Below are 24,943 nucleotides of genomic sequence, written 5' to 3' on the forward strand. Positions count from 1 at the left end.
GGGGGAACGATGCAACTGACCTTTCTCGGCACCGGCGGCGCGCAGCAAGTGCCGGTGTTCGGCTGCGACTGCCCGATCTGCCAACGGGCGCGGCGCGAGCCGGCATTTCGGCGGCGAGCGTGCAGCGCCATGCTCAACTATCAGGGGGAAACGACCTTATTGGATGCGGGATTGCCGGCTTTGGAGCGGCGATTTTCGGCGGGGCAAATTCAACGTTTTTTACTGACACATTACCACATGGATCACGTTCAGGGGTTATTTCCTTTGCGTTGGGGGTGCGGAAATTCCATTCCGGTGTATGGTCCGCCGGATGAACAGGGCTGCGACGACCTGTTCAAACACCCTGGCATTCTGGCGTTTCAGCCGCCGCTGGCGCCCTTCGCCACCGTCGAGCTGGGCGGCATGCACATCACCCCGCTGCCGCTGCAACACTCCAAGCTAACCCACGGCTACCTGATCCAGGCGGCGGGCGCTTCACTGGCCTACCTGACCGACACCGTCGGCCTGCCGCCGGCCACCGCCGACTATCTGCAGAATGTGGCGCTGGATCTGCTGGTGCTCGACTGCAGCCTGCCGCCTCAGCCGCAGGCGCCGCGCAACCACAACGACCTGACCCGCGCGCAGGAGACGCAGCGGTTGCTGCAGCCCAAGCGCACGCTGCTGACGCACATCAGCCATCATCTCGATCGGTGGCTGCTGGACAACGAGCTGCCCGCCGGGCTGGAGCTGGCGTTCGACCACCTCAGCGTCAGTCTCGGTAGCAGTGCAGCCGATCCGACTCCAGCACCCTGACCCCTTCGCCCGGCGTGAACGCCTGCTGCAGCAGCGTTTGCGCCACGTCTTTGGCGGAGACGGCGCGCCATTTGCCGGGCAGCAGCCTGAACAGCGGCAGCGTGAGGCGCTCCATCAGGCGCGGCGCAGGGCGATCCCCCACCAGCATGGAAGGCCGCACCAGCGTCAGGCGCGGCCAGCGCTGTTCGCGCAGCGCCTGCTCCATCTCGCCTTTGGTGCGGTTATACAGGAAGGTGGAATCCGCGTTGGCACCCAACGCGCTCACCACCAGACAGTGCTGTGCCCCCAACCGGCGGCCAGTCAGCGCGCTCTCCACCACCAGTTGGTAATCGACGTAGCGGAAGGCATCAGCGCTGCCCGCCGCCTGGCGGGTGGTGCCCAGGCAGCAGAACACCAGATCGACCGGCTGCTGCAGGCCGCTCAGCAGTTCGAACAGCGCATCACCGACCGGATTGCTCAGCTTGCCGTGCGGCGGCAGCGGCGTGCGCGTCGGCGCCACAATGGCCGTTATCTGCGGATCGCTTTGCAACAGCTGCAACAATTCGCGCCCCACCAGCCCGGTTGCGCCGACTAACAGTGCTCGCGCCATGCGATCTCCCGTTGTAATCAATACGTCGATTTAAAGTATAGACCGCGCCCAATGCAGCTTCTTGCCGAAACCAAGGGTGTTGTCGGTCATCTTCACCTCGTGCAGATCCAACCGCCATACCGAGGCCTTCATCGCCCTGGCGATCGGGAAGCGCTTGCAGTAACGCGCGCGCGCCGCCTCGGCCTCTTCGCCGCTCAGCAGCACCGCCTCGGCGCGGTATTGCACGCCGCGGATCAGCGCGATGCTTTTCGGTTTCGGCGCGATGGTGCCGACCACCCGGCCGTTGTTCAGCATCAGCCCGCCGTGGCGGGTGTGCGGTTCGGTCATCAGCCACAGCGCCATCGTCGCGGCGTCGAACACGTAAAAACAGTTGGCGCACCACATGTCGAGACCGTCGCCGGCGCACAGCGTCAAGACGTGTTGCTTGCCGATGAAATCCGCAATCTGCTGCCGTTGTTCTGGGGTATTCAAGGTTACTCGCCTCCCTGTTCACTCACTTCATCTTACCCTGCGTTGTTGAAGCGAGTCACAAATAACGATAATCACCAAAAATCCCATGCGAATATAAAATCACAATATCTGTATTTTTACTCATTTCAGCATCAGGCGGGTTTATAACATAAAAAAAACAAACCGGATTTATTTGATCGTTAGGCAACCGATTAATTGCGCCATTCTTTTATTCCCATCCTGACAGCACGCAAATTTAGCGCGTCTGCCCGGCGCCGATTAGCAATTTATTTACATGCTCATTTGTCTGCCTGGCCGCAGTTTATGCAACTCACTGCATAATCAATGAATAGTTATTTATAAACACCGGCATTTATGTGATGAGAATCACGATTTTCTGCCCGTCTTGCGTTAAAATAGCGCCATCTTTTCACTCAGCAAGGTGGATTAGAAAATGGAAAACAATAACCGAAAAATGGCGCACATCAGGCGCACAACCCATATTATGATGATGGCTCATCGCAGCTGCTTTAGTTTCGCATTCTTCAACTACAGATAACTCTCCCCCCCTCGCTCTTACGCCGTTGTTAAGAGTGTCTTTGCGTTTCACTTTATTCTCCGCACTCCGGTGATAATGTCTTTTCCCCGCAAACCGGGAATGGCGCGCAATACATTTTTAATACCGTCAAAGAGCCTCCAAGAAAAATAAAACAAAGAACACAGTTAATGCATTTTGGCATCACTGGGTTCTCGTACACCTTTATTTTCGTGAAGGCGTTAGCGGCAAATGAAATTATTTGCCGGCGGAATGCCTTTGCCTGAAGAATGAGAAAAATGAAAAAATTAAAAATTGCCGCCAACACCCAAACCCTCGGCTGCTTTGAAACTGAACGCGACATCGTCGATGTGCATCACAGCGATTTCAATGACGTCGCCGCCATCGTGCTGTCGGTGGAGGACGTCGCGCAAGGCATGGTGGCGCGCATCGAAGAACACGGCCTGAACATTCCGCTGTTCGTCGCCGTCTGCTGCGAAGAAGAGCTGGATAACGCCGTCTTGCCGGCGCTGCACGGTGTGTTTGAACTGTGCGGCAAGAATACCCAGTTCTACGGCAAACAGCTGGAGGCCGCCGCCGCCAAATATGAGAGCGAACTGCTGCCGCCGTTCTTCAACACGCTGACGCAATACGTAGAAATGGGCAACGCCACTTTCGCCTGCCCCGGCCACCAGGGCGGCGAGTTCTTCCGCAAACACCCGGCGGGCCGCCAGTTCTTCGACTTCTACGGCGAAACGCTTTTCCGCTCCGACATGTGCAACGCCGACGTCAAACTGGGCGATCTGTTGATCCACGAAGGCGCGCCTTGCGCTGCACAGCAGCACGCCGCCAAGGTGTTCAACGCCGACAAGACCTACTTCGTGCTCAACGGCACCTCGGCCTCGAACAAGGTGGCGACCAATGCCCTGCTGACGCGCGGCGATCTGGTGCTGTTCGACCGCAACAACCATAAATCCAACCACCACGGCGCGTTGATCCAGGCCGGCGCCACGCCGGTTTATCTGGAAACCGCGCGCAACCCGTTCGGCTTTATCGGCGGCATCGACGCGCACTGCTTCGACGAACGCTACCTGCGCCAACAGATCCGCGAAGTGGCGCCGGAACGCGCCAACGAAGCCCGCCCGTTCCGCCTGGCGATCATCCAGCTCGGCACCTACGACGGCACCATCTACAACGCCCGCCAGGTGGTCGACAAAATTGGCCACCTGTGCGACTACATCCTGTTCGACTCCGCCTGGGTGGGCTATGAGCAGTTCATTCCGATGATGAAAGACTGCTCGCCGCTGCTGCTGGAGCTGAACGAAAACGATCCCGGCATCATCGTCACCCAGTCGGTGCACAAACAGCAGGCCGGCTTCTCGCAAACCTCGCAGATCCACAAAAAAGACAAGCATATCAAGGGGCAGAGCCGCTACTGCAACCACAAGCGCTTCAACAACGCCTTTATGCTGCACGCCTCCACCAGCCCGTTCTATCCACTGTTCGCCGCGCTGGACGTCAACGCCAAGATGCACGAGGGCAAGAGCGGCCAGCGCCTGTGGCAAGAGTGCGTGCGCGTGGGCATCGAAGCGCGCAAAATGCTGCTGGATACCTGCACGATGATCAAACCGTTCGTGCCGGATCAGATCGACGGCAAGCCGTGGCAGGCCTATGACACCGCGGCGATGGCCAACGATCTGCGCTTCTTCAACTTCGTGCCCGGCGAAAAGTGGCACGCCTTTGAGGGCTATGCCGAGTCGCAGTACTTCGTCGATCCATGCAAGCTGCTGCTCACCACGCCGGGCATCGATACCGCCACCGGCAGCTACAGCGAGTTCGGCATCCCGGCGACCATTCTGGCCAACTACCTGCGCGAAAACGGCATCGTGCCGGAAAAATGCGATCTCAACTCGATCCTGTTCCTGCTGACGCCGGCGGAAGACATCGCCAAGATGCAGCACCTGGTGGCCCTGATCGCCCGCTTCGAGAAGCACATCGAGCAAAACTCCCTGCTCAGCGAGGTGCTGCCTGCGGTCTATAAAAACCACCAGCAGCGCTACAAAAACTACACCATCCGCCAGTTGTGCCAGGAAATGCACGATCTTTACGTCAGCTATGACGTTAAAGAACTGCAAAAAGAGATGTTCCGCAAAAGTTATTTCCCGCGCGTGGTGATGAATCCGCAGGACGCCAATACCGAGTTCGTGCGCGGCAATGTGGAATTGGTGTCGCTGGCCAAGGCCGAGGGCCGCATCGCCGCCGAAGGCGCCCTGCCTTACCCGCCTGGCGTGCTGTGCGTGGTTCCCGGTGAAATTTGGGGCGGCGCCGCGCAGCGTTATTTCCTGGCACTGGAAGAAGGCATCAATTTATTGCCGGGGTTCGCGCCGGAATTGCAGGGCGTTTATATCCAACAGGATGAGGACGGCTGGAACCGCGCTTACGGCTACGTCATGAAAAATTAATCACCTTACGGGGCGGCGATTATTCTCGCCGCCCGGTTCGCATCCTAAAAGAGAAAATGATCATGAGTAAGTCCAATAATAAAATGGGGGTCGTGCAATTAACGATCCTGACCGCCGTGAATATGATGGGTTCCGGCATAATTATGCTGCCGACCAAGCTGGCCGAAGTAGGCACGATTTCGATCGTTTCCTGGCTGGTGACCGCCGTCGGCTCGATGGCGCTGGCCTACGCCTTCGCCAAATGCGGCATGTTCAGCCGTAAATCCGGCGGCATGGGCGGCTACGCCGAATACGCCTTCGGTAAATCAGGCAACTTCATGGCGAACTACACCTACGGCGTTTCGCTGCTGATCGCCAATATCGCCATCGCCATTTCCGCCGTCGGCTACGGCACCGAGCTGTTCGACACCACGCTCAGCCCGCTCGGTATCTGTATCGCCACCATCGGCGTGCTGTGGCTGGCGACCGTCGCTAACTTCGGCGGCGCGCGCATCACCGGCAAAATCAGCGGCATCACCGTCTGGGGCGTGATCATTCCGGTGGTGGGCATCTCGGTCATCGGCTGGTACTGGTTCAGCGGCAGCGCCTACGTCGCCGCCTGGAACCCGCATCAGGTGCCGACCTTCGAAGCCATCGGCGCCTCCATCTCAATGACCCTGTGGGCGTTCCTGGGGCTGGAATCCGCCTGCGCCAACACCGACGTGGTGGAAAACCCGGAGCGCAACGTGCCGATCGCCGTACTGGGCGGCACCCTCAGCGCGGCGGTGATCTATATCATTTCGACCAACGTGATCGCCGGCATCGTGCCGAACATGGATCTGGCCAACTCCACCGCCCCGTTCGGGCTGGCGTTCTCCCACATGTTCAACCCGACGGTCGGCAAGATCATCATGGCGTTGATGGTCATGTCCTGCGTCGGCTCGCTGCTCGGCTGGCAGTTCACCATCGCTCAGGTGTTCAAATCCTCCGCCGACAGCGGCTTCTTCCCGAAAATCTTCTCCAAGCTGAGCAAGGCCGACGCGCCGGTTAAAGGCATGCTGACCATCGTCGTCATCCAGAGCGGTTTGTCGCTGATGACCATCAGCCCGTCGCTGAACAAGCAGTTCAACGTGCTGGTGAACCTGGCGGTGGTGACCAACATCATCCCTTACATCCTGTCGATGGCGGCGCTGGTCATTATTCAGAAAGTGGCGAAGGTGCCGGACAACAAGGCGCGCATCGCCAATATCATCGCCGGCATCGGCGCGCTGTACAGCTTCTATGCGCTCTACAGCTCCGGTGAAGAAGCGATGATGTGGGGCGCCATCGCCACCTTCCTCGGCTGGACGCTGTACGGCATCGTTTCGCCGCGCTTCGAGCTGGCGGGAAAAAAGGGGTAAAGCGGTAAGGCTCCGGCGGCCGGGGATGGGATTGTGATGGGGTGCAATATCACCTCATCGCAACCCTGGCCAGCCGATGCTCTCTGTCGCCCACGCCGCTCTAGTGACTGGAATGACTCACTCTCTTTTTACTCTCGGGCTTTATTATCAGTAAATCCAAGCCACCAAGCATAATCCCTGTTCACTACCGCCATTCATAAATAAAAAGCATCAAAACATCATTGATACCGCTTATATAAATCCATTTAAAACAGCGTTCTCGCTTCGTCACCCCATGTGCGCCAATGCCTTCACCATGAATAAAAACCTTATTTAATATGGCGTTAGGATGATTAATGCCGTTTTACAGGGACTTTATTTCCCGAACGCCTAAGCACTTTCTATCATCTGCTCTGCTTTCCGGCGGTGCTATGATCATCGTTGATTTACAACCAATCACCGGCTCATCATCGGAATAAACGGCCAATTATTCACCCCGGAAGTCACGTGACGAGGTTTATATGAAAAACAATGAAAAACTCATTGTGAAAGCAGAAGAGACTCAACTGCCAAAAGATGTGGTTTATGCATTCTTGATGAACACGGCAAAGGAAGACGTCACCAATGCCGCCATGCGTCTTATCGATGAAAACGCGGTTTATACTTCCCTGAACTTTGAAAACAAAGAGCTCAAACAGATCGAGCCCTGGGCGGGCACTTCTCAAGGGCGACAGGTTTACATCGATACCTTTTCAAATGTCGGCACTTACTGGGAGATAAACGACTTCACGATCGGTGACATTCTTGCCGACGGAGGCACCGTGGCCGTATTTGGTCAATTCACCTATACCTCAGTAGCGCTAGGCCATCAGTTCACCTCTCCTTTCGCAATAAAAGCGCAGGTCAAAGACGGAAAAATCGTTTATTTCCAGTTTATGGAAGACACCTATGCTTCCGCGGCTTCATTCCGCGTCAGTGGCGAGTGGACAATTCAGCATCATAAAGGGGAAGAAAACAAATTTACCGTGGGTGTAAAATAATCCCTTATCGTCAAGACGGAATAAACAAACCGTTCAGCCAGTGGTGAAATCCATCGTTAAATCGTGACAAAATAGAGATGCCGCGCTTAGCTATGGCGGCCTGATGTCATCTCTACCCTTGCACAGGACCCCAATGATGGACTTGCCCCACTGGTATCTCTATATGCTGCGTTTACCGAGCGGCATGCTGTATACCGGCATCACCACCGACGTGGCGCGCCGCCTGGCGCAGCATCAGGCCGGCAAAGGCGCCAAGGCGCTGCGCGGCAAAGGGGAATTGACGCTGGCGTTTCACTGCCCGGTGGGGGATCGCTCAACGGCGCTGAAGCTGGAATACCGCGTCAAACAGCTGAGCAAAATACAAAAAGAGCGGCTGGTGAATCACCCGCCGCTGTCGTTGGAGTATTTGTTGCCGGGCGCTAGAAGCGATTAAACGGCGCCGAAAAAGCCACTTCGCCACTGACGCCATTCAGGGCGTCTTCCGCCAGCGGATACACCTGGAATGCGCTTTCCGTCTCCGGCCAGCGGCAGTGCAGGCCATAGGCGGCGGCCGGTTTAAAGCCGAAGCGGCCGTAGTAGGCCGGATCGCCCAGCACCACCACCGCGGCGTAGCTGAATTCGTTCAGCGAATCCAAGCCTTCGTACACCAGCTTTTCAGCCAGCCCCTGGCGGCGCAGGCTTTCATCAACCGCCAGCGGCGCCAGCGCCACCCATTGGCGGTCTTCGCCGGCCACGTCTACCGGGCTGAACGCGGCGTAACCCACTACCCCGCCTTCGTCGTCAGTGGCGACCACGCCCAGCGTCAGCAGGCCGTCTTCACGCAGCTGCTGCACCAGATCGGCTTCGTCGTCGCGGCCAAAGGCGCGGCGCAGCAAGGCATCAATGCCCGCCGCGTCTACCGGGATCTCTACGCGGATCAGCATGATACCGCCACACGGGAAACCGACGCCGTGCCCTCCTGCAGCCCTACTTCGACAAAATCAGCCAACTGCAGCAGCCCCATGCGCAGCGGCGCAGGCATGCTTTCCAGCTCGATGGCGTCCATCAAATTTTTCACATACAGGCCCAATTCGGTATCCCCTTCAATCTGCAGCCGACGCTGAAAGAACAGCGTATCCGGATCTTGCTTGCGCGCCGCGATCAGGATCAGATCGTTGGCGTCGCCGCTGAAGCTGACGTCCGCTTCGGCGTGCTGGCTGACCACCAGTTTGTCGTTTTCTACCGTCATAAACCAGTGTAGCGCCAGATCGCGAACTTCGATCTTCAACCAGCGCGATTCGAGAAATTCCAGCTCGCCATCCGCCAACGCCTGGCGGAACTGCCAGCTCAGCACCTGTTGCAGCAACTGGCGCTGCAGGGCGAACGGCGTGAATTTCAGCGGGATGCGCAGCAGCGACGGCCCCTGGCGCACAAGGCGTGCTCGTAGTTGTTCCAACACGGTCATCCACTCCTTTCAATACGGACTACCGCTATTTTGCCACACTGGCGCGCGGCTTCAGCGGTCTATATCAACAAATAGTGCATTTCACCGCCATGTTTATCAATACGCCATAAGCTGCCCCAAATCAAAACCTGTGTGCGCCCCTTTGCCTAAAATGGCCTCCCCGATTCGCGTTTGCCGGCGGAACACCGCCGCCGGCAACCTTTAAAGACAGCGTGCGCCCGGCCGGGCGTACGGCTAAGCCAGGATAAATCTATGGAGCTGCTTTGTCCCGCCGGCAACCTGCCGGCCCTGAAGGCCGCGGTGGATAACGGCGCCGATGCCGTTTACATCGGGCTGAAAGACGATACCAACGCGCGCCACTTCGCCGGCCTCAACTTCACCGAGAAAAAGCTGCAGGAAGCGGTCGATTACGTGCATCGCCACGGCCGCAAACTGCATATCGCCATCAACACCTTCGCCCATCCCGACGGCTACGCCCGCTGGCAGCGCGCGGTGGATATGGCGGCTCAATTGGGCGCCGACGCTCTGATTCTGGCGGATCTGGCGATGCTGGAATATGCCGCCCAACGCTACCCGCAGTTGGAACGCCACGTTTCGGTGCAAGCTTCCGCCACCAACGAGGAAGCGATCCGTTTCTACCAGCGCAACTTCGAGGTCGGCCGGGTGGTGCTGCCGCGGGTGCTGTCGATGCACCAGGTGAAACAGCTGGCGCGCACCAGCCCGGTGCCGCTGGAAGTGTTCGCCTTCGGCAGCCTGTGCATCATGGCCGAGGGGCGCTGCTACCTTTCCTCCTACCTGACCGGCGAGTCGCCGAACACCGTCGGCGCCTGTTCGCCGGCGCGCTTCGTGCGCTGGCAGCACACCCCGCAGGGCATGGAGTCGCGCCTGAACGACGTGCTGATCGACCGCTACCAGGACCATGAAAACGCCGGTTACCCGACGCTGTGCAAGGGCCGCTATCTGGTGGACGACGTTCGCTACCACGCGCTGGAAGAGCCCACCAGCCTCAATACGCTGGAGCTGCTGCCGGCGCTGCTGGCCGCCAACATCGCCTCGGTGAAGATCGAAGGCCGCCAGCGCAGCCCGGCTTACGTCAGCCAGGTGGCGCGCGTCTGGCGCCAGGCGATCGACCGTTGCCAGGCCGATCCGGCCGCCTATCGCGCCGACGCCGCCTGGATGGAGACGCTGGGCGCGATGTCCGAGGGCACCCAAACCACGCTGGGCGCCTATCACCGCAAATGGCAGTAGCCGGAGGAAACATGAAATACGCACTGGGGCCGGTACTCTACTACTGGCCGAAAAACGACATCGCGGCGTTCTATCAACAGGCGGCGGAGAGCAGCGCCGACATCATTTATCTCGGCGAGAGCGTCTGCACCAAGCGGCGCGAGATGAAGGTCGGCGATTGGCTGGCGCTGGCGCGTGAAATCGCCCGCAGCGGCAAGCAGGTGGTGATCTCCACGCTGGCGCTGCTGCAGGCGCCGTCCGAACTGAATGAGCTGAAACGCTATGTGGAGAACGGCGAGTTCCTGTTTGAAGCCAACGATCTGGGCGCGGTCAACATGGCGGCGGAGCGAGGTCTGCCGTTCGTCGCCGGCCATGCGCTGAACTGCTACAACGCCTATACCCTACGCCTGCTGCGCCGCCAGGGCATGATGCGCTGGTGCATGCCGGTCGAGCTGTCGCGCGACTGGCTGGCCAACCTGCTGACGCAGTGCGACGAACTGGGCTTCCGCCACGACTTCGAAGTGGAGGTGCTGAGCTACGGCCACCTGCCGCTGGCCTACTCGGCGCGCTGCTTCACCGCCCGCTCGGAAAACCGCGGCAAGGACGAGTGCGAAACCTGCTGCATCAAATATCCGCAGGGCCGCATAATGCGTTCGCAGGAGCAGCAGCAGGTGTTCGTGCTCAACGGCATCCAGACCATGAGCGGCTACTGCTATAACCTCGGCAACGAGCTGCCGAGCATGCAAGGGCTGGTGGACATCGTGCGGCTATCGCCGCAGGGGGCCGAGACGCTGGCGCAAATCGACGCCTTCCGCGCCAACGAGCGCGGCGAGCAGCCGCTGACTTTAACCGACCACGCCGACTGCAACGGCTACTGGCGCCGCGTGGCGGGGTTGGAGTTGGTGTCTTAGCGAGGACAGTGCCGGCGGCGGACGCTGCCGGCACTGTTTATTTATCAAGATTAATGCGGTCATTTCCACCGTGGAACCAATGGAATAAACTTACACACATCAGGCAGCAGCTTCTGATACCAAAATACGTGAAAACCGCGATGGCCGCATCTACCAAATGTTCTCCGTATGAAATAATACTCAATGAGGAGAACGAGATAAGTAACATACTCAACGTTAGCGCCATCATATTACAAAGCGGGTTTAAAAGACGCCTGTTAACCATAACCCACCCTCTATTTTTGACACTCTAAAAACGATTGACTCATCACCAGCGACATTGCCCATTAACGCTATTGGCGTTTTTATTCCTGCCCAAGGCACCACCGTTATTCTTATTATTCCCGGCTGGGCTGTTATCTGCGCAAGAGACCGCCCCCATTAAGCCACCGGCTTGGCACAAGAGTTTGGCGCACCTCTGCTTGGCCTATCACGATCGCCGCCGTTATTTCCATCGCCACAACCGCCAATCAGTTTCATCTCATCAAATGTAAGCATTCTTATTGTTGACATATTATTCCATCCTTTAAATAACACGTTATAGATAAAATTAACGTCAACCATTAACTCCCTAAGCAGGTCGACAATTACAATTACCAAAGTCAAAATAAGAAATCAAATTAAAATAAGAGTGAACATCCCACTAAATAAATCACCTTAACCATATCAATAATACGAAATAATAAAGGCACCGAAAATGGCGCCTTTATTTATCCCCTTACACCCGCCGCTTCCTGAACATCCCGCGCAGCGCCACGCTGTTGCGCAAGAAGGCCACGCCGAAGCCCAGCAGGGTGTAGACCACGCCGAGTATCAGCATCATCACCACGTCGCCCCACACTTCATTCAGCGACAGCCCCATCTGGTTGACGCCGGCGATCGCCTTGGTGCCCCAGGTGGAGGGAATGCTGTACGAGATGGCGCGCACCCAGGCCGGCATCGACTGCAGCGGCCAGATGGTGCCGGACAGGTAGAAGACCGGCGTCGTGATGAACGCCAGCGTGAGGTAGATCATCTCGACGCTGCGCAGGCACTCGGTCACCAGCTTGCCCAGCCCCAATACCGCCAGCAGGAACGGGAAGGTCAGCAGCAGCAGTTCGGCGATGTTCGCCGTCTGCCTATAGCCCAATACCCACGGCCACAGCACGAACAACACGATCGACAGGAACAGCCAGATCGGCAGCAGCGCCGTCAGCCCGCCGAGGTGCGCCGCCAGCGGCGCTTTGCCGCCGGGCATGCTCTTCATGGCAATATTGACGCGGATACAGGCGATCAGCAGCGAGTGCTGCAACAGCATCACCAACAGGCCGGGGAAGATGATCGCCGCGAAGCTGATGCCGGGGTTGAACACGTCCAGCGTTTGCCCCAGTATCGGCGTCAGCAGTATCTGCGCCTGCCGTTCGCTGAAGCCGCTGCGCAGCAGCAGCCCGTTGTTGTACTCCGTCAGCAGCTGCTGATAGGCCGCCACCACGTCTTGTTGGATCTGGCCGTTAGCCAGGCGGTTGGTGGCGTCGCCGTAGACCGGCACCACGATGTTCTGCCCGCTGAGAATTTTCTTCTCCAGATCCACCGGCATGATGATCACTGCAAACAGCTTGCGCCAGCTGAGATCGCGCTGCGCCTGTTCCAGGCTGTCGTAGGTTTCAATCGCGATCTTGGAGGTGGCGTCCAGTTGGCGGATCAGCTGCCGGCTGGCGGTGCTGTGATCCTGATCGACCACCCCCACCGGCAGATCCCAGACCGTGCGGTTGGCGTACACCAGGCTCATGATGCACAGCGACAGGATCAGCATCAGCCACACCGGCCGCTCCAGCATGCCGAGCAGCACTTTAACGAAGGTTTGCCAATAGAGCTTCATCCGGCGTTCCCCTCTTTTGCCAGCCGCGCCGGCAGGCGATTGCGCACCAGCAGCGCGGCCACCAGCGGATAGACCGCCAGCAGCGCGCACACGCTGAAGATGGCGCTGGCGTGCACCTGCCGCAGGAAGACGTCGAACATCGCGTACAGCGCGTGGGTCAGCGGTTCGATGTTGGAAATGATGCGCGCCGGCAGCGGCATCGACAGCTCAGGCACCGCCATGCCGGAGAAGGTCATCGCGATACTGACCAAAATACCGATCAGGCTGTAGGCGGTGATGGTGCTGCCGGTAAAGGTGTACAGCAGCAGGCCGATGCTCTGCGCCGCCATCACATAGAACAGGCCAATCATCAGCATAAACAGCGGGTTGCCGCTGACGCGGGCGTCAAAGATGCCCACCAGCGCCGCGATCTCGACCATCAGCAGGGTGGTGAAACACAGCGTGTACGGCGCCAGCTTGCCGAGCAGCGCCAGGCTGAACGGCTTGGCCTGCAGCAGCGACTTGCTGCGCGCCAGCACATAGATCATGCAGGTCACCGCGAACAGCTGCAGCAGGTGGATGGTGGCGGCGAACTGCTGGTAATAGATATAGCTGCCGCTGGCGTTGAACAGGCTGCCGTAGGAGAGCGTCACGTCCGCCAACGGCGGCAGCGTTTTGCCCATCTCGGTGGCGATGATGCTGCGGGTGCTGGCGTTGATTTCGTTCATCAGGCCGCCGAAGTCCTGAGTGGAGTACAGCCCGGCGCCGTAGAACAACGCATTGTAGTACATCACCACGCTCGGCTGTTTGCCCGACAGCGCGTTGGCCTCAAGATCCGGCGGGATATACAGCAACGCGTAATCCTGCGCGCTGCGCAGGCGGCTCAGTGACTCCGGCAGCCCGCCGCCGTAAGCCTCGACGTGGGCGTGCGAACCGGCGTCCAGCCGGCGCGTCAGCGATTTGGACAGCGGGCTGTGATCGCTGTCCACCACCGAGACCGGCAGATCGAGCAGCGTGCCTTCGGAGAAGTTGCTGCTGATCAGCGCAAACAAGATCAGCGGAAAGATCCAGCTCAGCCAGTGCACCACCGGGCTGCGAAAGGCGACGCGACACTCTTTGTCGAACGCGTGACTGAAGCAGCGCCAGCCGGCCCTTACTCTTTCCATTGCCATAAGGTGCTCATCCCCGGACGCAGGCCGTCCACCGGCTGTGACGGATACAGGCGCACTTCGAAGGTTTTCAGGTCGAAGTCGCCGGTGGCGCGGGTGGCGCGTTTGGTGGCGTAATCCCCCAGCGGCGCGATGTAGCGCACCTCGGTGTCGATCATTTTGTCCTTCAGCGCCGGCACCCGCAGCTTGACCTTGTCGCCTTTGCGCACGTGGGCCAGGATGTCTTCACGCAGGTTAAACACGAAGTAGGCGTCCGGCACCCGGATCAACGTCACCAGCGGGCTGCCGGCGTTCAGCAATTCGCCCACTTCGGCCGGGATCGGCCCCACTTCGCCGTCCACCGGCGCTTTCACCTGCAGATCGTCGCTCTGCGCCTGGACCTGCAACAGGTTCTCTTCCGCCGCCCGCAGCGCCGCCGCATATTGCTGCCGCTGCTCGACGCGGTCGCCGTTGATGCCTTCATCCAGGTTGGCCTTGGCGGCCTGCACCTGCTGGAAGGCGGTGTCGCGCGACCGGCGCGAAGCGTCCAGCTCGGACTTCGAGATATAGCCCTTGCCGGCCACGCTCAGGTTACGGTTGTAGTCGTTTTGCGCATTGCGATACTGCGCCTCGGCCTGCGCCAGGTTGGCGCGCAGGTTGCGGATGCTCTCTTCACGGGTGCCGTGCAGCGACAGCTCGAGCTGCGCTTTGGCCTCGTCGCGCGTCGCCTGCGCGGAACGCAGCTGCGCCATCAGTTCGGGGCTGTCGAGTTGGATGATCAGTTGGCCGCTTTTCACGTCGTCGCCGCGTTCGATCAGGCGTTCAACGACTCGGCCTTTCGCCTTGGATGCGACGATCACTTCGGGGGCATCCACTTCACCCTGCAGTAACAGATCCTGATTGTGCGCGCGGAACAGGATCGCCAATGCGATCGCCGCCAACATCAGCAACAGGGTAAACAGCGTCTTTTTTTTCATTATGTCAGCTCCCGGAACGGTAAGCGGCGGGCGGGGATCATCATTTCCATGTCTCAAATTGCTCCAAAAAACACCATTGCACTCATGAGGATATCACAAGCACATATCTCCTCTTTTATAACTATAAATTGGATTATGCTTTTAACACTAAAAAGCATCTTTTTTTCGGCCTTTTAGTATGCAGACTCCTGCAATCGCCCTTTAAGCGATCCACTCTCTGATGGACGATGTCATGACTGAACACACTGCCGTACCGCTTTCGGTACTGGATTTATCGCCAATCCCGCAAGGGGCCAAGGCGCGCGACGCTTTCCACTGTTCACTGGATCTGGCGCAGCACGCCGAACGCTGGGGCTACCAGCGTTACTGGCTGGCCGAGCACCACAATATGACCGGCATCGGCAGCGCCGCCACCTCGGTGCTGCTGGGCTATCTGGCCGCCGGCACCCAGAGCATTCGCCTCGGCTCCGGCGGCGTGATGCTGCCGAACCATGCGCCGCTGGTGATCGCCGAGCAGTTCGGCACGCTGGAGTCGCTCTACCCCGGCCGCATCGATCTGGGGCTGGGCCGCGCGCCCGGCACGGATCAACGCACCATGATGGCGCTGCGTCGCCACCTGTCCGGCGACGTGGATACCTTCCCGCGCGACGTGCAGGAACTGCAAAACTACTTCTGCGATGCGCAGCCCGGCCAGCCGGTGCAGGCGGTGCCGGGCCAGGGGCTACATGTGCCGCTCTGGCTGCTCGGCTCCAGCCTCTATAGCGCGCAGCTGGCGGCGCAGCTCGGCCTGCCGTTCGCCTTCGCTTCGCACTTCGCTCCGGATATGCTGTTCCAGGCGCTGCAGCTGTACCGCGAGAACTTCAAACCCTCCAAACAGCTGGCGCAGCCGCACGCTATGGTGTGCGTCAACGTGATCGCCGCCGACAGCGACCGCGACGCGCGCTTCCTGTTCAGCTCGATGCAGCAGCAATTCATCAATCTGCGCCGCGGTTCGCCCGGCCCGCTGCCGCCGCCGGTGGATAACATCCACGCGCTGTGGACCGCCGGCGAGCAGTATGGCGTCGAACAGGCGCTGCGGATGTCGATCGTCGGCGATGAAAAAACGGTGCGTCACGGGCTGCAAACGCTGCTGCGTGAAACCGATGCCGACGAGATCATGGTCAACGGCCAGATCTTCGATCATCAGGCGCGGCTGCGTTCGTTCGAGATCGTCGCCGGGATGAAGGGCGACATCGTGAAGGGCTAAAAAGCGAAAAGGCGGTGGGAACCCCGCCGCCTTAGCATTAACGCTGGATCAGATAGCGGATGGTCGGCCCGTCCTGCTGGATATCCAGCACCTTGTAGCCGTGGTTGCGCGCATCAAGCGGGATGTTGTTGATCGACTGCGGGCAATCGCTGATCACCTCCAGGATCTCTCCCGGCTTCAGCTGCGGCATCGCCTCCAGCGTCGCCACCGCCGGGTACGGGCAAGGCTCGCCCAGCATGTCCAGCCGGTAGTCCGGCACTATCGTCGTCTCTTTCATGGCATGCTCCTCAAATTCACCACCTGCGCCTCAGGCCGGGCGCGGAAAAAGCGTTTCTCCCACCACAGCATGGCGGCGAAGGCCAGCGCCAGCAGCAGGTAAGTCACCAGCAGGCCGCCGATCGGGCCGAAGGTATCGAGCAGGTTGATCTTGTCGTAATCGGTCGCCAGCGCCGGCGCCAGGTCGTCCCAGTAATAGGCCAGCAGCGTAGCGCCGATGATGTTGCCCAGCCCCACCCACCAGTAGTGCACCTGCCCTTCCACCGCACGGTACATCCAACCGGTCTCGCAGCCGCCGGCCAGCACGATGCCGAAGCCGAACAGCAAACCGCCCAGCACCGCATTCGGGCCGGCCCACATGATCTTCGGCGCCACGCCGAGCTGCACATAGCTGAAGATGCCGATGGCGCTCACCGCCATGCCGATGATGATGGCTTTCGCCATGTGGGTGCGGCCGGTGATCCACAGATCGCGGAACGCCGAGGTGAAGCAGATCTGCGCGCGTTCGATCAGCAGGCCAAAACCGATGCCGAACAGCATGGCGATGCCAAGCTTCGGTGCATCGAACAGCGTCCACAGCGACCAGGCCACCGCCAGGCCGAAGACGGCCATGCCCAGCTGGAAGCGGCGGCGCGCCTGCTCAGGCTTCTGTGTCAGCGGCGCGGCGGCCTTCACCTTTTGCAATTTGACCGGGATGCGGAACATCGGCAGCAGCGTGAATTTGGCGCCGAAGTAAGAACCGGCGGCGGTCGCCAGCGCGAAGAACCAGGCGTGCAACGAGAACTGAGGAATGCCGGTGAAGAACGCCGCCAGGTTGCAGCCCATCGCCAGGCGTGCGCCGAAGCCGGCGATGATGCCGCCCAGCAGCGCCTGCACGATGCGAATGCGGTGCTGCGGCTGACGCAGTTTGATGTTGTTGGCCCACAGCGCGGCGGCGATGCAGCCGGCGAACATGCCGATGATCATGCGCCCGTCGATGCGCTCCAGCGGCGTGCCCTGCAGGCCGATGACCTTGAAATAGCCCCATTGCTCGGGGTGCAGGCCGAACCACTGCAGCACATGGCCGCCCCAGCGGGTGAATTCGCCGGTCACCGCCCAGAAGGTGCCGGTCATGCCGAAGTAGTAGGTAGAAAGGATCCCGGCGGCGATCACCGCCGGCAGCGGCGCCCAAAAGCGCACCAGGTATTGAGATTTAAACTGCTGCCAACTCATGGCATCTCCCGTGCATATCATCCGTAAGAAAAAACCTTATGAATGATACGCCATTCAGGGGCGTTTGACGGCAACTTTCAGGCATAAAAAAACCAGCCCGCAGGCTGGTTTTTCAGAGCGCTTCACCGCGAACGGCGAATCAGCGATTACGCGTCGCCGAAACGACGACGTGGTGCCGCCGGTGCGCCGTCATCACGGCGTGGCGCCGGCTTGCCGTCACGGTTGTAGTTACCGCCACGACGCTCGCCGCCGTTACCGCCTTCACGACGTTCGCCGAAGGAGCGACGTGGGCCGCCTTCGCGACGTTCGCCGTTGAACGGACGACCGTTGCCGCGACGCTCGCCGCCGTTGCCACCGTCACGACGCTCGCGACGTTCGAACGGCTGTGCATCGCCCAGCAGCTGCATGTTCATCGGCTTGTTCAGGATGCGAGTGCGAGTGAAGTGATTCAGGATCTCGCCCGGCATGCCTTTTGGCAGTTCGATGGTGGAGTGGGAAGCGAACAGCTTGATGTTACCGATGTAACGGCTGCTGATGTCGCCTTCGTTAGCGATAGCGCCAACGATGTGACGCACTTCTACGCCATCGTCACGACCCACTTCGATGCGGTACAGCTGCATTTCGCCAACGTCACGACGTTCGCGACGCGGACGATCGCCGTCACGGCTGTCGCGGCGATCGCCACGGTCACCGCGACGATCGTCACGGTCGTTGAACTCGCGGCGCTGACGCGGTTTGAAGACCGGATCCGGCGGCAGGATCAGCGGACGTTCGCCCTGAGCCATTTTCAGCAGCGCTGCGGCCAGGGTTTCCATATCCAGCTCTTCTTCCGGCTGCAGTTTGGTCAGCAGTGCGCGGTACAGGTCCAGATCGCTGCTTTCCAGCTGCTGTTGAACTTTCGCGGCGAACTTGGCCAGACGACGCTCGCCCAGCAGTTCTGCGTTCGGCAGTTCCACTTCAGGGATGGTCAGCTTCATGGTGCGTTCGATATTGCGCAGCAGGCGGCGTTCGCGGTTTTCCACGAACAGCAGCGCGCGGCCGGCGCGGCCCGCACGACCGGTACGGCCGATACGGTGAACGTAAGACTCGGAGTCCATCGGGATGTCGTAGTTGACAACCAGGCTGATGCGCTCAACGTCCAGGCCACGGGCCGCAACGTCGGTCGCGATCAGGATATCCAGACGACCGTCTTTCAGACGCTCCAGAGTCTGCTCACGCAGCGCCTGGTTCATGTCGCCGTTCAGCGCGGCGCTGCTGTAACCGCTGCGCTCCAGCGCTTCGGCCACTTCCAGGGTCGCGTTCTTGGTACGGACGAAGATGATCGCCGCGTCAAAGTCTTCGGCTTCCAGGAAACGCACCAGCGCTTCGTTTTTACGCATGCCGTAGACCGACCAGTAGCTCTGGCTAATGTCCGGACGGGTGGTCACGCTGGATTGGATGCGCACTTCCTGCGGCTCTTTCATGAAGCGGCGGGTAATGCGACGGATCGCTTCCGGCATGGTGGCGGAGAACAGCGCGGTCTGATGTTCAGCCGGGATCTCAGCCATGATGGTTTCTACGTCTTCGATAAAGCCCATGCGCAGCATTTCGTCGGCTTCATCCAGCACCAGACCGCTCAGGTTGGAGAGGTTCAGGGTGCCGCGCTTCAGGTGGTCCAGCAGGCGGCCTGGGGTACCCACAACGATTTGCGGGCCCTGGCGCAGAGCGCGCAGCTGCACGTCGTAACGCTGGCCGCCGTACAGGGCTACCACGTTGACGCCGTTCATGTGTTTGGAGAAATCGGTCATCGCTTCGGCAACCTGAACCGCCAGTTCACGGGTCGGCGCCAGCACCAGGATCTGAGGTGCTTTCAGGTCTGCCTGCAGGTTGTGCAGCAGCGGCAGCGAGAACGCTGCAGTTTTACCACTACCGGTCTGCGCCATGCCCAGCACGTCGCGGCCGTTCAACAGGTGAGGAATACACTCAGCCTGGATCGGAGATGGTTTTTCATAGCCCAGATCGTTCAGGGCGGAAATGATTGGAGCAGACAGCCCCAGATCAGCAAAAGAGGTTTCAAACTCAGTCGTCATGTACACGTGCCTCATTAATAATGGCAGCCAGTCTACATAACTCGTCGAGAAAATTTTCAGTCATTTTCATTGAAAAGTGTGAACCGGCTCAAATTAGATTATAAAACGAACAAAAAAGCCCTCGCCCGTGAAGGCGATAACTTTGGTTAAAAACCAATGTCCATCAGGCTGATAGGTGTTCGTCAGCTATTGCTGGTCCGATTCCGATAGGTCGTCTTGCTCTTGGCCCAAAAGCGCCAATTCCAACAATGCATAGCGGTGCTCAACGAAGTTGTGAACGTTGTTAGACACCGTCAGTTTGAACAGCGCCGAAGCGGTGTCCTTGTCCCCCAGACTCAGGTAGTGTTTACCCAAATAGAAGTCAGTTTCACTGAGATGCTCAGCGAGCGAAGTGTTATCCGTTGCATCTGCCTTGAGGCGTTCCATCAGCGTTTTTTCGCTGATCTTGCCCAGGTAGAATTCGACAATATTCCATCCCCATTGCCCTCTGTCCGCTTTGTCATAGCGCTGCTGAAGCGCTACCTCGGCCTTCTTGGGATCGATTTCTCTCTCCACCAGATACAGCCATAACGAACGGAAGGGATCGTTTGGGTCGTCTTGATAAAACGCCTGCAGATCATCCTGCGCCAACGGGAAGCGGCCGCCATAATACAGTGCGATGCCCCGGTTTAAACGCGCGTAATTGTAAGTTGGATCAAGCTCTAGTACAGAATCAAACGCTTCATAGGCAGCATCAAAATTGCCTGCCTGCGTTAAGTAAATGCCCAGGTAGTTGAAAACTTCCGGCATGTCGGGACGTATCGCCAGCGCCTGCGAGAAATCATTGCGCGCTAATGCACGTAACCCGAGGCTATCATACAGCACACCGCGCTCATATAAAAGCTGTGCGCGTTCGTCATCCGTCAGTGCCCGGCTGGCAAGAATTTGTTCCATGCGCGCCAGGATCACTTCCTGCTGCAACGTTGGCTGCAACGGGATTGCCAAAACTTCGTCTTTACGCCAATCATGGTTGCTGCATCCTGCCAGCATGAGTGCTGTCGCAACGTAACACCAGCGCAAGAAAGGCTTCATTTCCCACTCCCGAAGACAAACATTGGATGAACGTCCTGTCCTCCGTTTGCTAAAACGCGGGCATCCTACCCGCGCGATACGAACAGCTCCCAACCCCGTGGCGGGGAGCTGTAAAACTATCTATACAGTTATTCTGCTTCAGGCGCAGGTGAACCCGCTTCCGGCGCCATCGCTTCTTTGATGCTCAGACGCACGCGGCCCTGACGGTCAACTTCCAGTACCTTAACCGGCACTTCCTGACCCATCTGCAGATAGTCGGTCACTTTCTCAACGCGCTTGTCGGCGATCTGAGAAATGTGCACCAGGCCTTCTTTACCACCGCCGATAGCGACGAATGCGCCGAAATCAACGATACGGGTCACTTTACCCTGATAGATACGGCCCACTTCGATCTCTGCCGTGATCTCTTCGATGCGACGGATAGCGAATTTCGCTTTCTCACCGTCGGTCGCAGCGATTTTAACTGTACCATCATCTTCGATTTCGATGGTAGTGCCAGTCTCTTCGGTCAGCGCGCGGATAACGGAACCGCCCTTACCGATCACGTCTTTGATTTTATCCGGGTTGATGCGGATAGTATGAATGCGCGGTGCGAATTCGGAGATATCGCCGCGCGGAGTGCTGATAGCCTGTTCCATCACGCCCAGGATGTGCAGACGCGCGCCCTTGGCCTGGTTCAGAGCCACCTGCATGATTTCGCGGGTGATGCCTTCGATTTTGATGTCCATCTGCAGCGCGGTGATACCGTCGCGGCTACCGGCCACTTTGAAGTCCATGTCGCCCAGGTGATCTTCGTCACCCAGAATGTCGGACAGAACCACATAGTTGTCGGCTTCTTTCACCAGGCCCATCGCGATGCCCGCAACGGCAGCCTTGATTGGCACACCGGCGTCCATCAGCGCCAGAGACGCGCCGCACACGGAAGCCATGGAAGAAGAACCGTTGGATTCGGTGATTTCAGACACCACGCGAACCGTGTACGGGAAATCTTCCGGTTTAGGCATCATAGCCAATACGCCGCGTTTCGCCAGGCGACCGTGACCGATTTCACGACGCTTAGGAGAACCGACCATGCCGGTTTCGCCTACGGAGTACGGAGGGAAGTTGTAGTGGAACAGGAAGCTGTCGGTCTTCTCGCCCATCAGCTCGTCCAGGTTCTGTGCGTCGCGCGCGGTGCCCAGGGTCGCGGTAACCAGCGCCTGAGTTTCGCCACGGGTGAACAGCGCGGAACCGTGGGTGCGCGGCAGTACACCGGTGCGCACGTCCAGGCCACGGATCATGTCTTTTTCACGGCCGTCGATACGCGGCTCGCCACGCAGTACGCGGCTGCGCACCACGTTTTTCTCGACGGTGCCCAGGATGTCCTGGATTTCGCCGGCGTCCAGCGTCTCGTCCTGCGCCAGCAGGGTTTCAACAACGCTGTCTTTGATCGCGTCAACCTGAGCGTAACGCTCTTGTTTTTCGGTGATGTGGTAAGCGTCGCCCAGGCGAGCTTCGGCCAGTTCAGCCACGCGCGCGTGCAGCGCTTCGTTGACCGCAGGCGCCTGCCAATCCCACTTCGGTTTGCCCGCTTCGGCAACCAGCGCGTTGATGTTTTCGATAACCACTTGCTGCTGGTCATGGCCGAACACCACGGCGCCCAGCATCTGGTCTTCGCTCAGCACGTCCGCTTCGGATTCAACCATCAGCACCGCGCCTGCAGTACCGGCAACCACCAGATCCAGACGGCTTTCTTTCAGTTCGTCAGTCGTTGGGTTCAGTACGTACTGGTCGTTGATGTAACCTACGCGCGCGGCACCGATTGGGCCGTTGAACGGAATACCGGACAGGCTCAGGGCCGCGGAAGCACCGATCATCGCAACGATGTCCGGGTTCACCTGTGGGTTAACGGAAACCACGGTCGCAATCACCTGAACTTCGTTCAGGAAGCTGTCCGGGAACAGTGGACGGATCGGACGGTCGATCAGACGGGAAGTCAGCGTCTCACCTTCGCTCGGACGGCCTTCGCGACGGAAGAAGCTGCCCGGGATGCGGCCGGCGGCGTAGGTACGCTCTTGGTAGTTAACGGTCAGCGGGAAGAAGCTCTGACCCGGCTTGGCTTTTTTCTGGCCAACGACGGTAACGAATACGGCGGTGTCATCCATGCTCACCATAACGGCGGCGGTGGCCTGACGCGCCATCATACCGGTTTCGATGGTGACGGTATGCTGGCCATACTGGAATTTGCGAATGATCGGTGTCAGCAAAATTATATCCTTGATTAACGGCGCGCAATCGCATTGGCGACTCGACACGCCTGTGACTCGATTTGCCTTCTCACTACATCCTCGCGACTAATGACAATCCTTATCTCAGGCGGGAGATAAAGCCTCTCATTAGCCGCGCGAACCTCTGTAACGGAAGAACCTGTTTGGAAACATCAGTAATACATTAACCTGATTTGCTTATGCTTCCTAGAAGAAAGGGGCCAAAATAGGCCCCTTTCCACTGAAACTTGCTAGATTAGCGACGCAGACCCAGACGCTCGATCAGGCTGGTGTAACGTGCTACATCTTTACGCTTCAGGTAGTCCAGCAGCTTACGACGCTGAGAAACCATACGCAGCAGACCACGACGGCTGTGGTGATCTTTTTTGTGCTCGGAGAAGTGGCCTTGCAGATGGTTGATCTGCGCAGTCAGCAGGGCAACCTGAACTTCGGTAGAACCGCTGTCGTTAGTACCACGACCGAAATCAGCTACGATTTGAGCTTTAGCTTCAACACTTAGAGACATTGTAATACTCCAGATTATAGATAATAAAAACAGGCGCCGATCTCTAATTCAGCAACCCAATGCATAAGCTGCGCCATTCTACTCTTAGCGCAGTGCGATCGCAAGGCGACGCAGTGCCCCGCCGTCAGTCGAAATGCTCGACCACCAGGCGGCGCGGCGCCACGCGACCATCCTCGGCGATGTCGCCAACGCCGATGAATTTTCGCTCTTCACCCTCGGTGATGCGCACCAGACCGGAAGCCGGCGCGCCGGCCACTTGCACCGGTTGCCCCTGCTTGACGTAACCCGCCACCACCGGCAGCAAATTCACTTCCGGATAGTTCTCAACCGGGCTGTCCATCGGCATCAGCAGCGGATCGAGCAGCTCGCCGGGCGCGATCGCTTGTTCCTGCGCCTGCGCCAGCAAAGCATTCAGCTGTTCCAGCGTCACCATGCGCGCGATCGGATAAGTCGCCACCTGCAGGCGGCGCAGATAGATCACGTGCGCGCCGCAGCCCAGCAACTCGCCGAGATCGTCGGTGATGGTGCGGATGTAGGTGCCTTTCGAGCAGTGGATCTCCAGCTCCAGCTCATCCCCTTCCCAGCGGATAAACTGCAGCTCGTACACCGTGATGCTGCGCGCTTCTCGCGGCACTTCAATCCCCTGGCGCGCATACTCGTAGAGTTTCTTGCCCTGGTATTTCAGCGCCGAATACATCGACGGCACCTGCTGGATGTCGCCACGGAAGGTGTCCAGCGCCGCGTCGAGCTGCGCCTGGGTGAAGCTCACCGGGCGTTCCTGCACGATCTGACCGTCGGCGTCGGAAGTATCGGTACGCTGCCCCAGCTTGGCGATCACCCGATAGCGCTTGTCGGAATCGAGCAGGTATTGCGAAAACTTGGTCGCTTCGCCCAGGCAGATAGGCAGCATGCCGGTCGCCAACGGATCGAGCGCGCCGGTATGGCCCGCTCGGTTGGCGTTGTACAGGCGTTTTACTTTTTGCAGCGCATCGTTGGACGACAACCCTTGCGGCTTGTCCAGCAACAGCACGCCGTGGATATCACGGCCGCGGCGACGAGGGCGACTCATTAATCCTCCTTGTCATCGCCTGAGGCGGAACGGCGCTCGGCGTCGTTCTTCACCACGTTGGTCACCAGGTTGGACATGCGCATGCCTTCCACCAGGGAGTTGTCGTAGGCGAAGGTCAGCTCCGGCACCACGCGCAGGCGCATCGCTTTGCCCAGCAGGGTGCGGATATAGCCGGAAGCGTCCTGCAACGCTTTGATGCCGTTGGTGACCAGATCCGGATCGTGGTTCTCGGTCAGCACGTTCAGGAAGGTGACGTAAACCTTGGCATACGCCAGGTCACGGGAGACTTCCACGCCGGAAACGGTCGCCATGCCGACGCGCGGATCTTTCACTTCACGCTGCAGAATGATCGCAATCTCTTTCTGCATCTCTTGCGCCACGCGTTGACCGCGGCTGAATTCTTTTGCCATTTTGGATTC

At 59.0% G+C, this 24,943-nt stretch carries 26 protein-coding genes; 9 read left to right on the forward strand and 17 right to left on the reverse strand.

The window, feature by feature from the left end:
• Positions 1-9 precede the first annotated feature (9 nt).
• Positions 10-792: a phosphonate metabolism protein PhnP gene (phnP, locus tag CRO23_RS21580; protein ID WP_097102900.1), complete on the forward strand. Its 783-nt coding sequence runs from the start codon at positions 10-12 to the stop codon at positions 790-792.
• Here phnP and CRO23_RS21585 read toward each other — a convergent pair.
• Both CRO23_RS21585 and CRO23_RS21590 read right to left on the reverse strand, forming a co-directional pair.
• On the reverse strand, positions 749-1,381 hold the full coding sequence (locus tag CRO23_RS21585) for an NAD(P)H-binding protein (RefSeq protein WP_097102902.1): 633 nt from the start codon (positions 1,379-1,381) through the stop codon (positions 749-751). The two genes, phnP and CRO23_RS21585, sit on opposite strands and share 44 nt — an antisense overlap.
• Positions 1,382-1,411: 30 nt before the next feature.
• On the reverse strand, positions 1,412-1,852 hold the full coding sequence (locus tag CRO23_RS21590; RefSeq protein WP_015376428.1) for a YhbP family protein: 441 nt from the start codon (positions 1,850-1,852) through the stop codon (positions 1,412-1,414).
• Positions 1,853-2,285: 433 nt separating this feature from the next.
• On the opposite strand from CRO23_RS21590, the gene speFL reads away from it, so the two are divergent.
• From speFL to CRO23_RS21615, 5 genes are all read left to right on the forward strand, one after another.
• Positions 2,286-2,390: a leader peptide SpeFL gene (speFL, locus tag CRO23_RS21595; RefSeq protein ID WP_004933443.1), complete on the forward strand. Its 105-nt coding sequence runs from the start codon at positions 2,286-2,288 to the stop codon at positions 2,388-2,390.
• Positions 2,391-2,665: 275 nt separating this feature from the next.
• The gene (speF, locus tag CRO23_RS21600) at positions 2,666-4,828 is read left to right on the forward strand and encodes an ornithine decarboxylase SpeF (RefSeq protein ID WP_016929309.1); all 2,163 of its coding nucleotides are present in this window, start codon (positions 2,666-2,668) and stop codon (positions 4,826-4,828) included.
• Positions 4,829-4,890: 62 nt separating this feature from the next.
• Positions 4,891-6,207, forward strand: coding sequence for a putrescine-ornithine antiporter (gene potE, locus CRO23_RS21605; protein ID WP_025305085.1), 1,317 nt, complete (start codon positions 4,891-4,893; stop codon positions 6,205-6,207).
• 500 nt (positions 6,208-6,707) lie between these two features.
• Complete coding sequence (locus CRO23_RS21610) at positions 6,708-7,226, forward strand: nuclear transport factor 2 family protein (protein WP_004933453.1); 519 nt, start codon at positions 6,708-6,710, stop codon at positions 7,224-7,226.
• 136 nt (positions 7,227-7,362) lie between these two features.
• On the forward strand, positions 7,363-7,659 hold the full coding sequence (locus tag CRO23_RS21615) for a GIY-YIG nuclease family protein (RefSeq protein WP_033634297.1): 297 nt from the start codon (positions 7,363-7,365) through the stop codon (positions 7,657-7,659).
• On the opposite strand, the gene CRO23_RS21620 is transcribed toward CRO23_RS21615, so the two are convergent.
• Together CRO23_RS21620 and ubiT are read right to left on the reverse strand one after the other, a co-directional pair.
• Positions 7,646-8,149, reverse strand: a complete 504-nt coding sequence (locus CRO23_RS21620; RefSeq protein ID WP_016929312.1) for a GNAT family N-acetyltransferase — start codon at positions 8,147-8,149, stop codon at positions 7,646-7,648. The two genes, CRO23_RS21615 and CRO23_RS21620, sit on opposite strands and share 14 nt — an antisense overlap.
• Positions 8,143-8,664: a ubiquinone anaerobic biosynthesis accessory factor UbiT gene (gene ubiT / locus CRO23_RS21625; RefSeq protein WP_097103142.1), complete on the reverse strand. Its 522-nt coding sequence runs from the start codon at positions 8,662-8,664 to the stop codon at positions 8,143-8,145. The genes CRO23_RS21620 and ubiT overlap by 7 nt, the downstream gene beginning before the upstream one ends.
• 258 nt (positions 8,665-8,922) lie before the next feature.
• On the opposite strand from ubiT, the gene ubiU reads away from it, so the two are divergent.
• Both ubiU and CRO23_RS21635 read left to right on the forward strand, forming a co-directional pair.
• Positions 8,923-9,918, forward strand: coding sequence for a ubiquinone anaerobic biosynthesis protein UbiU (ubiU, locus tag CRO23_RS21630; RefSeq protein ID WP_072626613.1), 996 nt, complete (start codon positions 8,923-8,925; stop codon positions 9,916-9,918).
• Between the two features lie 11 nt (positions 9,919-9,929).
• Positions 9,930-10,808, forward strand: coding sequence for a U32 family peptidase (locus CRO23_RS21635; protein WP_097102904.1), 879 nt, complete (start codon positions 9,930-9,932; stop codon positions 10,806-10,808).
• Positions 10,809-11,228: 420 nt separating this feature from the next.
• Here CRO23_RS21635 and CRO23_RS24965 read toward each other — a convergent pair whose 3' ends face one another.
• The 4 genes from CRO23_RS24965 to CRO23_RS21650 form a co-directional block, all read right to left on the reverse strand.
• Complete coding sequence (locus CRO23_RS24965) at positions 11,229-11,411, reverse strand: hypothetical protein (RefSeq protein WP_141398627.1); 183 nt, start codon at positions 11,409-11,411, stop codon at positions 11,229-11,231.
• 154 nt (positions 11,412-11,565) lie between these two features.
• A complete protein-coding gene (locus CRO23_RS21640) occupies positions 11,566-12,705 on the reverse strand; it encodes an ABC transporter permease (protein ID WP_097102906.1) in 1,140 nt (379 codons plus the stop codon).
• Positions 12,702-13,856 (reverse strand): ABC transporter permease, encoded by a 1,155-nt coding sequence (locus CRO23_RS21645; protein WP_028127576.1) that lies wholly within the window; start codon positions 13,854-13,856, stop codon positions 12,702-12,704. The genes CRO23_RS21640 and CRO23_RS21645 overlap by 4 nt, the downstream gene beginning before the upstream one ends.
• Positions 13,838-14,809, reverse strand: a complete 972-nt coding sequence (locus CRO23_RS21650) for an HlyD family secretion protein (RefSeq protein ID WP_016929318.1) — start codon at positions 14,807-14,809, stop codon at positions 13,838-13,840. Before CRO23_RS21650 ends, CRO23_RS21645 begins: the two co-directional genes overlap by 19 nt.
• A 232-nt stretch (positions 14,810-15,041) precedes the next feature.
• On the opposite strand from CRO23_RS21650, the gene CRO23_RS21655 reads away from it, so the two are divergent.
• Positions 15,042-16,055, forward strand: coding sequence for a luciferase-like monooxygenase (locus CRO23_RS21655; RefSeq protein ID WP_028127575.1), 1,014 nt, complete (start codon positions 15,042-15,044; stop codon positions 16,053-16,055).
• Between the two features lie 37 nt (positions 16,056-16,092).
• Here the strand turns inward: CRO23_RS21655 and yedF are convergent, their stop codons facing one another.
• From yedF to rbfA, 9 genes are all read right to left on the reverse strand, one after another.
• Positions 16,093-16,332: a sulfurtransferase-like selenium metabolism protein YedF gene (gene yedF, locus CRO23_RS21660; RefSeq protein WP_004933486.1), complete on the reverse strand. Its 240-nt coding sequence runs from the start codon at positions 16,330-16,332 to the stop codon at positions 16,093-16,095.
• Entirely contained in the window at positions 16,329-17,543 is a 1,215-nt protein-coding gene (gene yedE, locus CRO23_RS21665) for a selenium metabolism membrane protein YedE/FdhT (RefSeq protein ID WP_097102908.1), read from the reverse strand. Before yedE ends, yedF begins: the two co-directional genes overlap by 4 nt.
• Positions 17,544-17,689: 146 nt before the next feature.
• On the reverse strand, positions 17,690-19,612 hold the full coding sequence (locus CRO23_RS21670) for a DEAD/DEAH family ATP-dependent RNA helicase (protein WP_004933492.1): 1,923 nt from the start codon (positions 19,610-19,612) through the stop codon (positions 17,690-17,692).
• Positions 19,602-19,682, reverse strand: a complete 81-nt coding sequence (gene yrbN, locus CRO23_RS25380; RefSeq protein WP_099032700.1) for a protein YrbN — start codon at positions 19,680-19,682, stop codon at positions 19,602-19,604. The genes CRO23_RS21670 and yrbN overlap by 11 nt, the downstream gene beginning before the upstream one ends.
• 116 nt (positions 19,683-19,798) lie before the next feature.
• A complete protein-coding gene (nlpI, locus tag CRO23_RS21675; RefSeq protein ID WP_004933495.1) occupies positions 19,799-20,683 on the reverse strand; it encodes a lipoprotein NlpI in 885 nt (294 codons plus the stop codon).
• Positions 20,684-20,811: 128 nt separating this feature from the next.
• Positions 20,812-22,929 (reverse strand): polyribonucleotide nucleotidyltransferase, encoded by a 2,118-nt coding sequence (gene pnp, locus CRO23_RS21680; protein WP_016929321.1) that lies wholly within the window; start codon positions 22,927-22,929, stop codon positions 20,812-20,814.
• A gap of 256 nt (positions 22,930-23,185) precedes the next feature.
• Positions 23,186-23,455 (reverse strand): 30S ribosomal protein S15, encoded by a 270-nt coding sequence (rpsO, locus tag CRO23_RS21685; protein ID WP_004933502.1) that lies wholly within the window; start codon positions 23,453-23,455, stop codon positions 23,186-23,188.
• Positions 23,456-23,579: 124 nt separating this feature from the next.
• Complete coding sequence (gene truB / locus CRO23_RS21690) at positions 23,580-24,524, reverse strand: tRNA pseudouridine(55) synthase TruB (RefSeq protein WP_097102910.1); 945 nt, start codon at positions 24,522-24,524, stop codon at positions 23,580-23,582.
• Entirely contained in the window at positions 24,524-24,934 is a 411-nt protein-coding gene (gene rbfA / locus CRO23_RS21695; RefSeq protein ID WP_004933508.1) for a 30S ribosome-binding factor RbfA, read from the reverse strand. The genes truB and rbfA overlap by 1 nt, the downstream gene beginning before the upstream one ends.
• Between the last annotated feature and the right edge of the window lie 9 nt (positions 24,935-24,943).

The sequence above is a fragment of the Serratia sp. JKS296 genome (assembly GCF_900215445.1).
GTDB lineage: Bacteria > Pseudomonadota > Gammaproteobacteria > Enterobacterales > Enterobacteriaceae > Serratia > Serratia marcescens.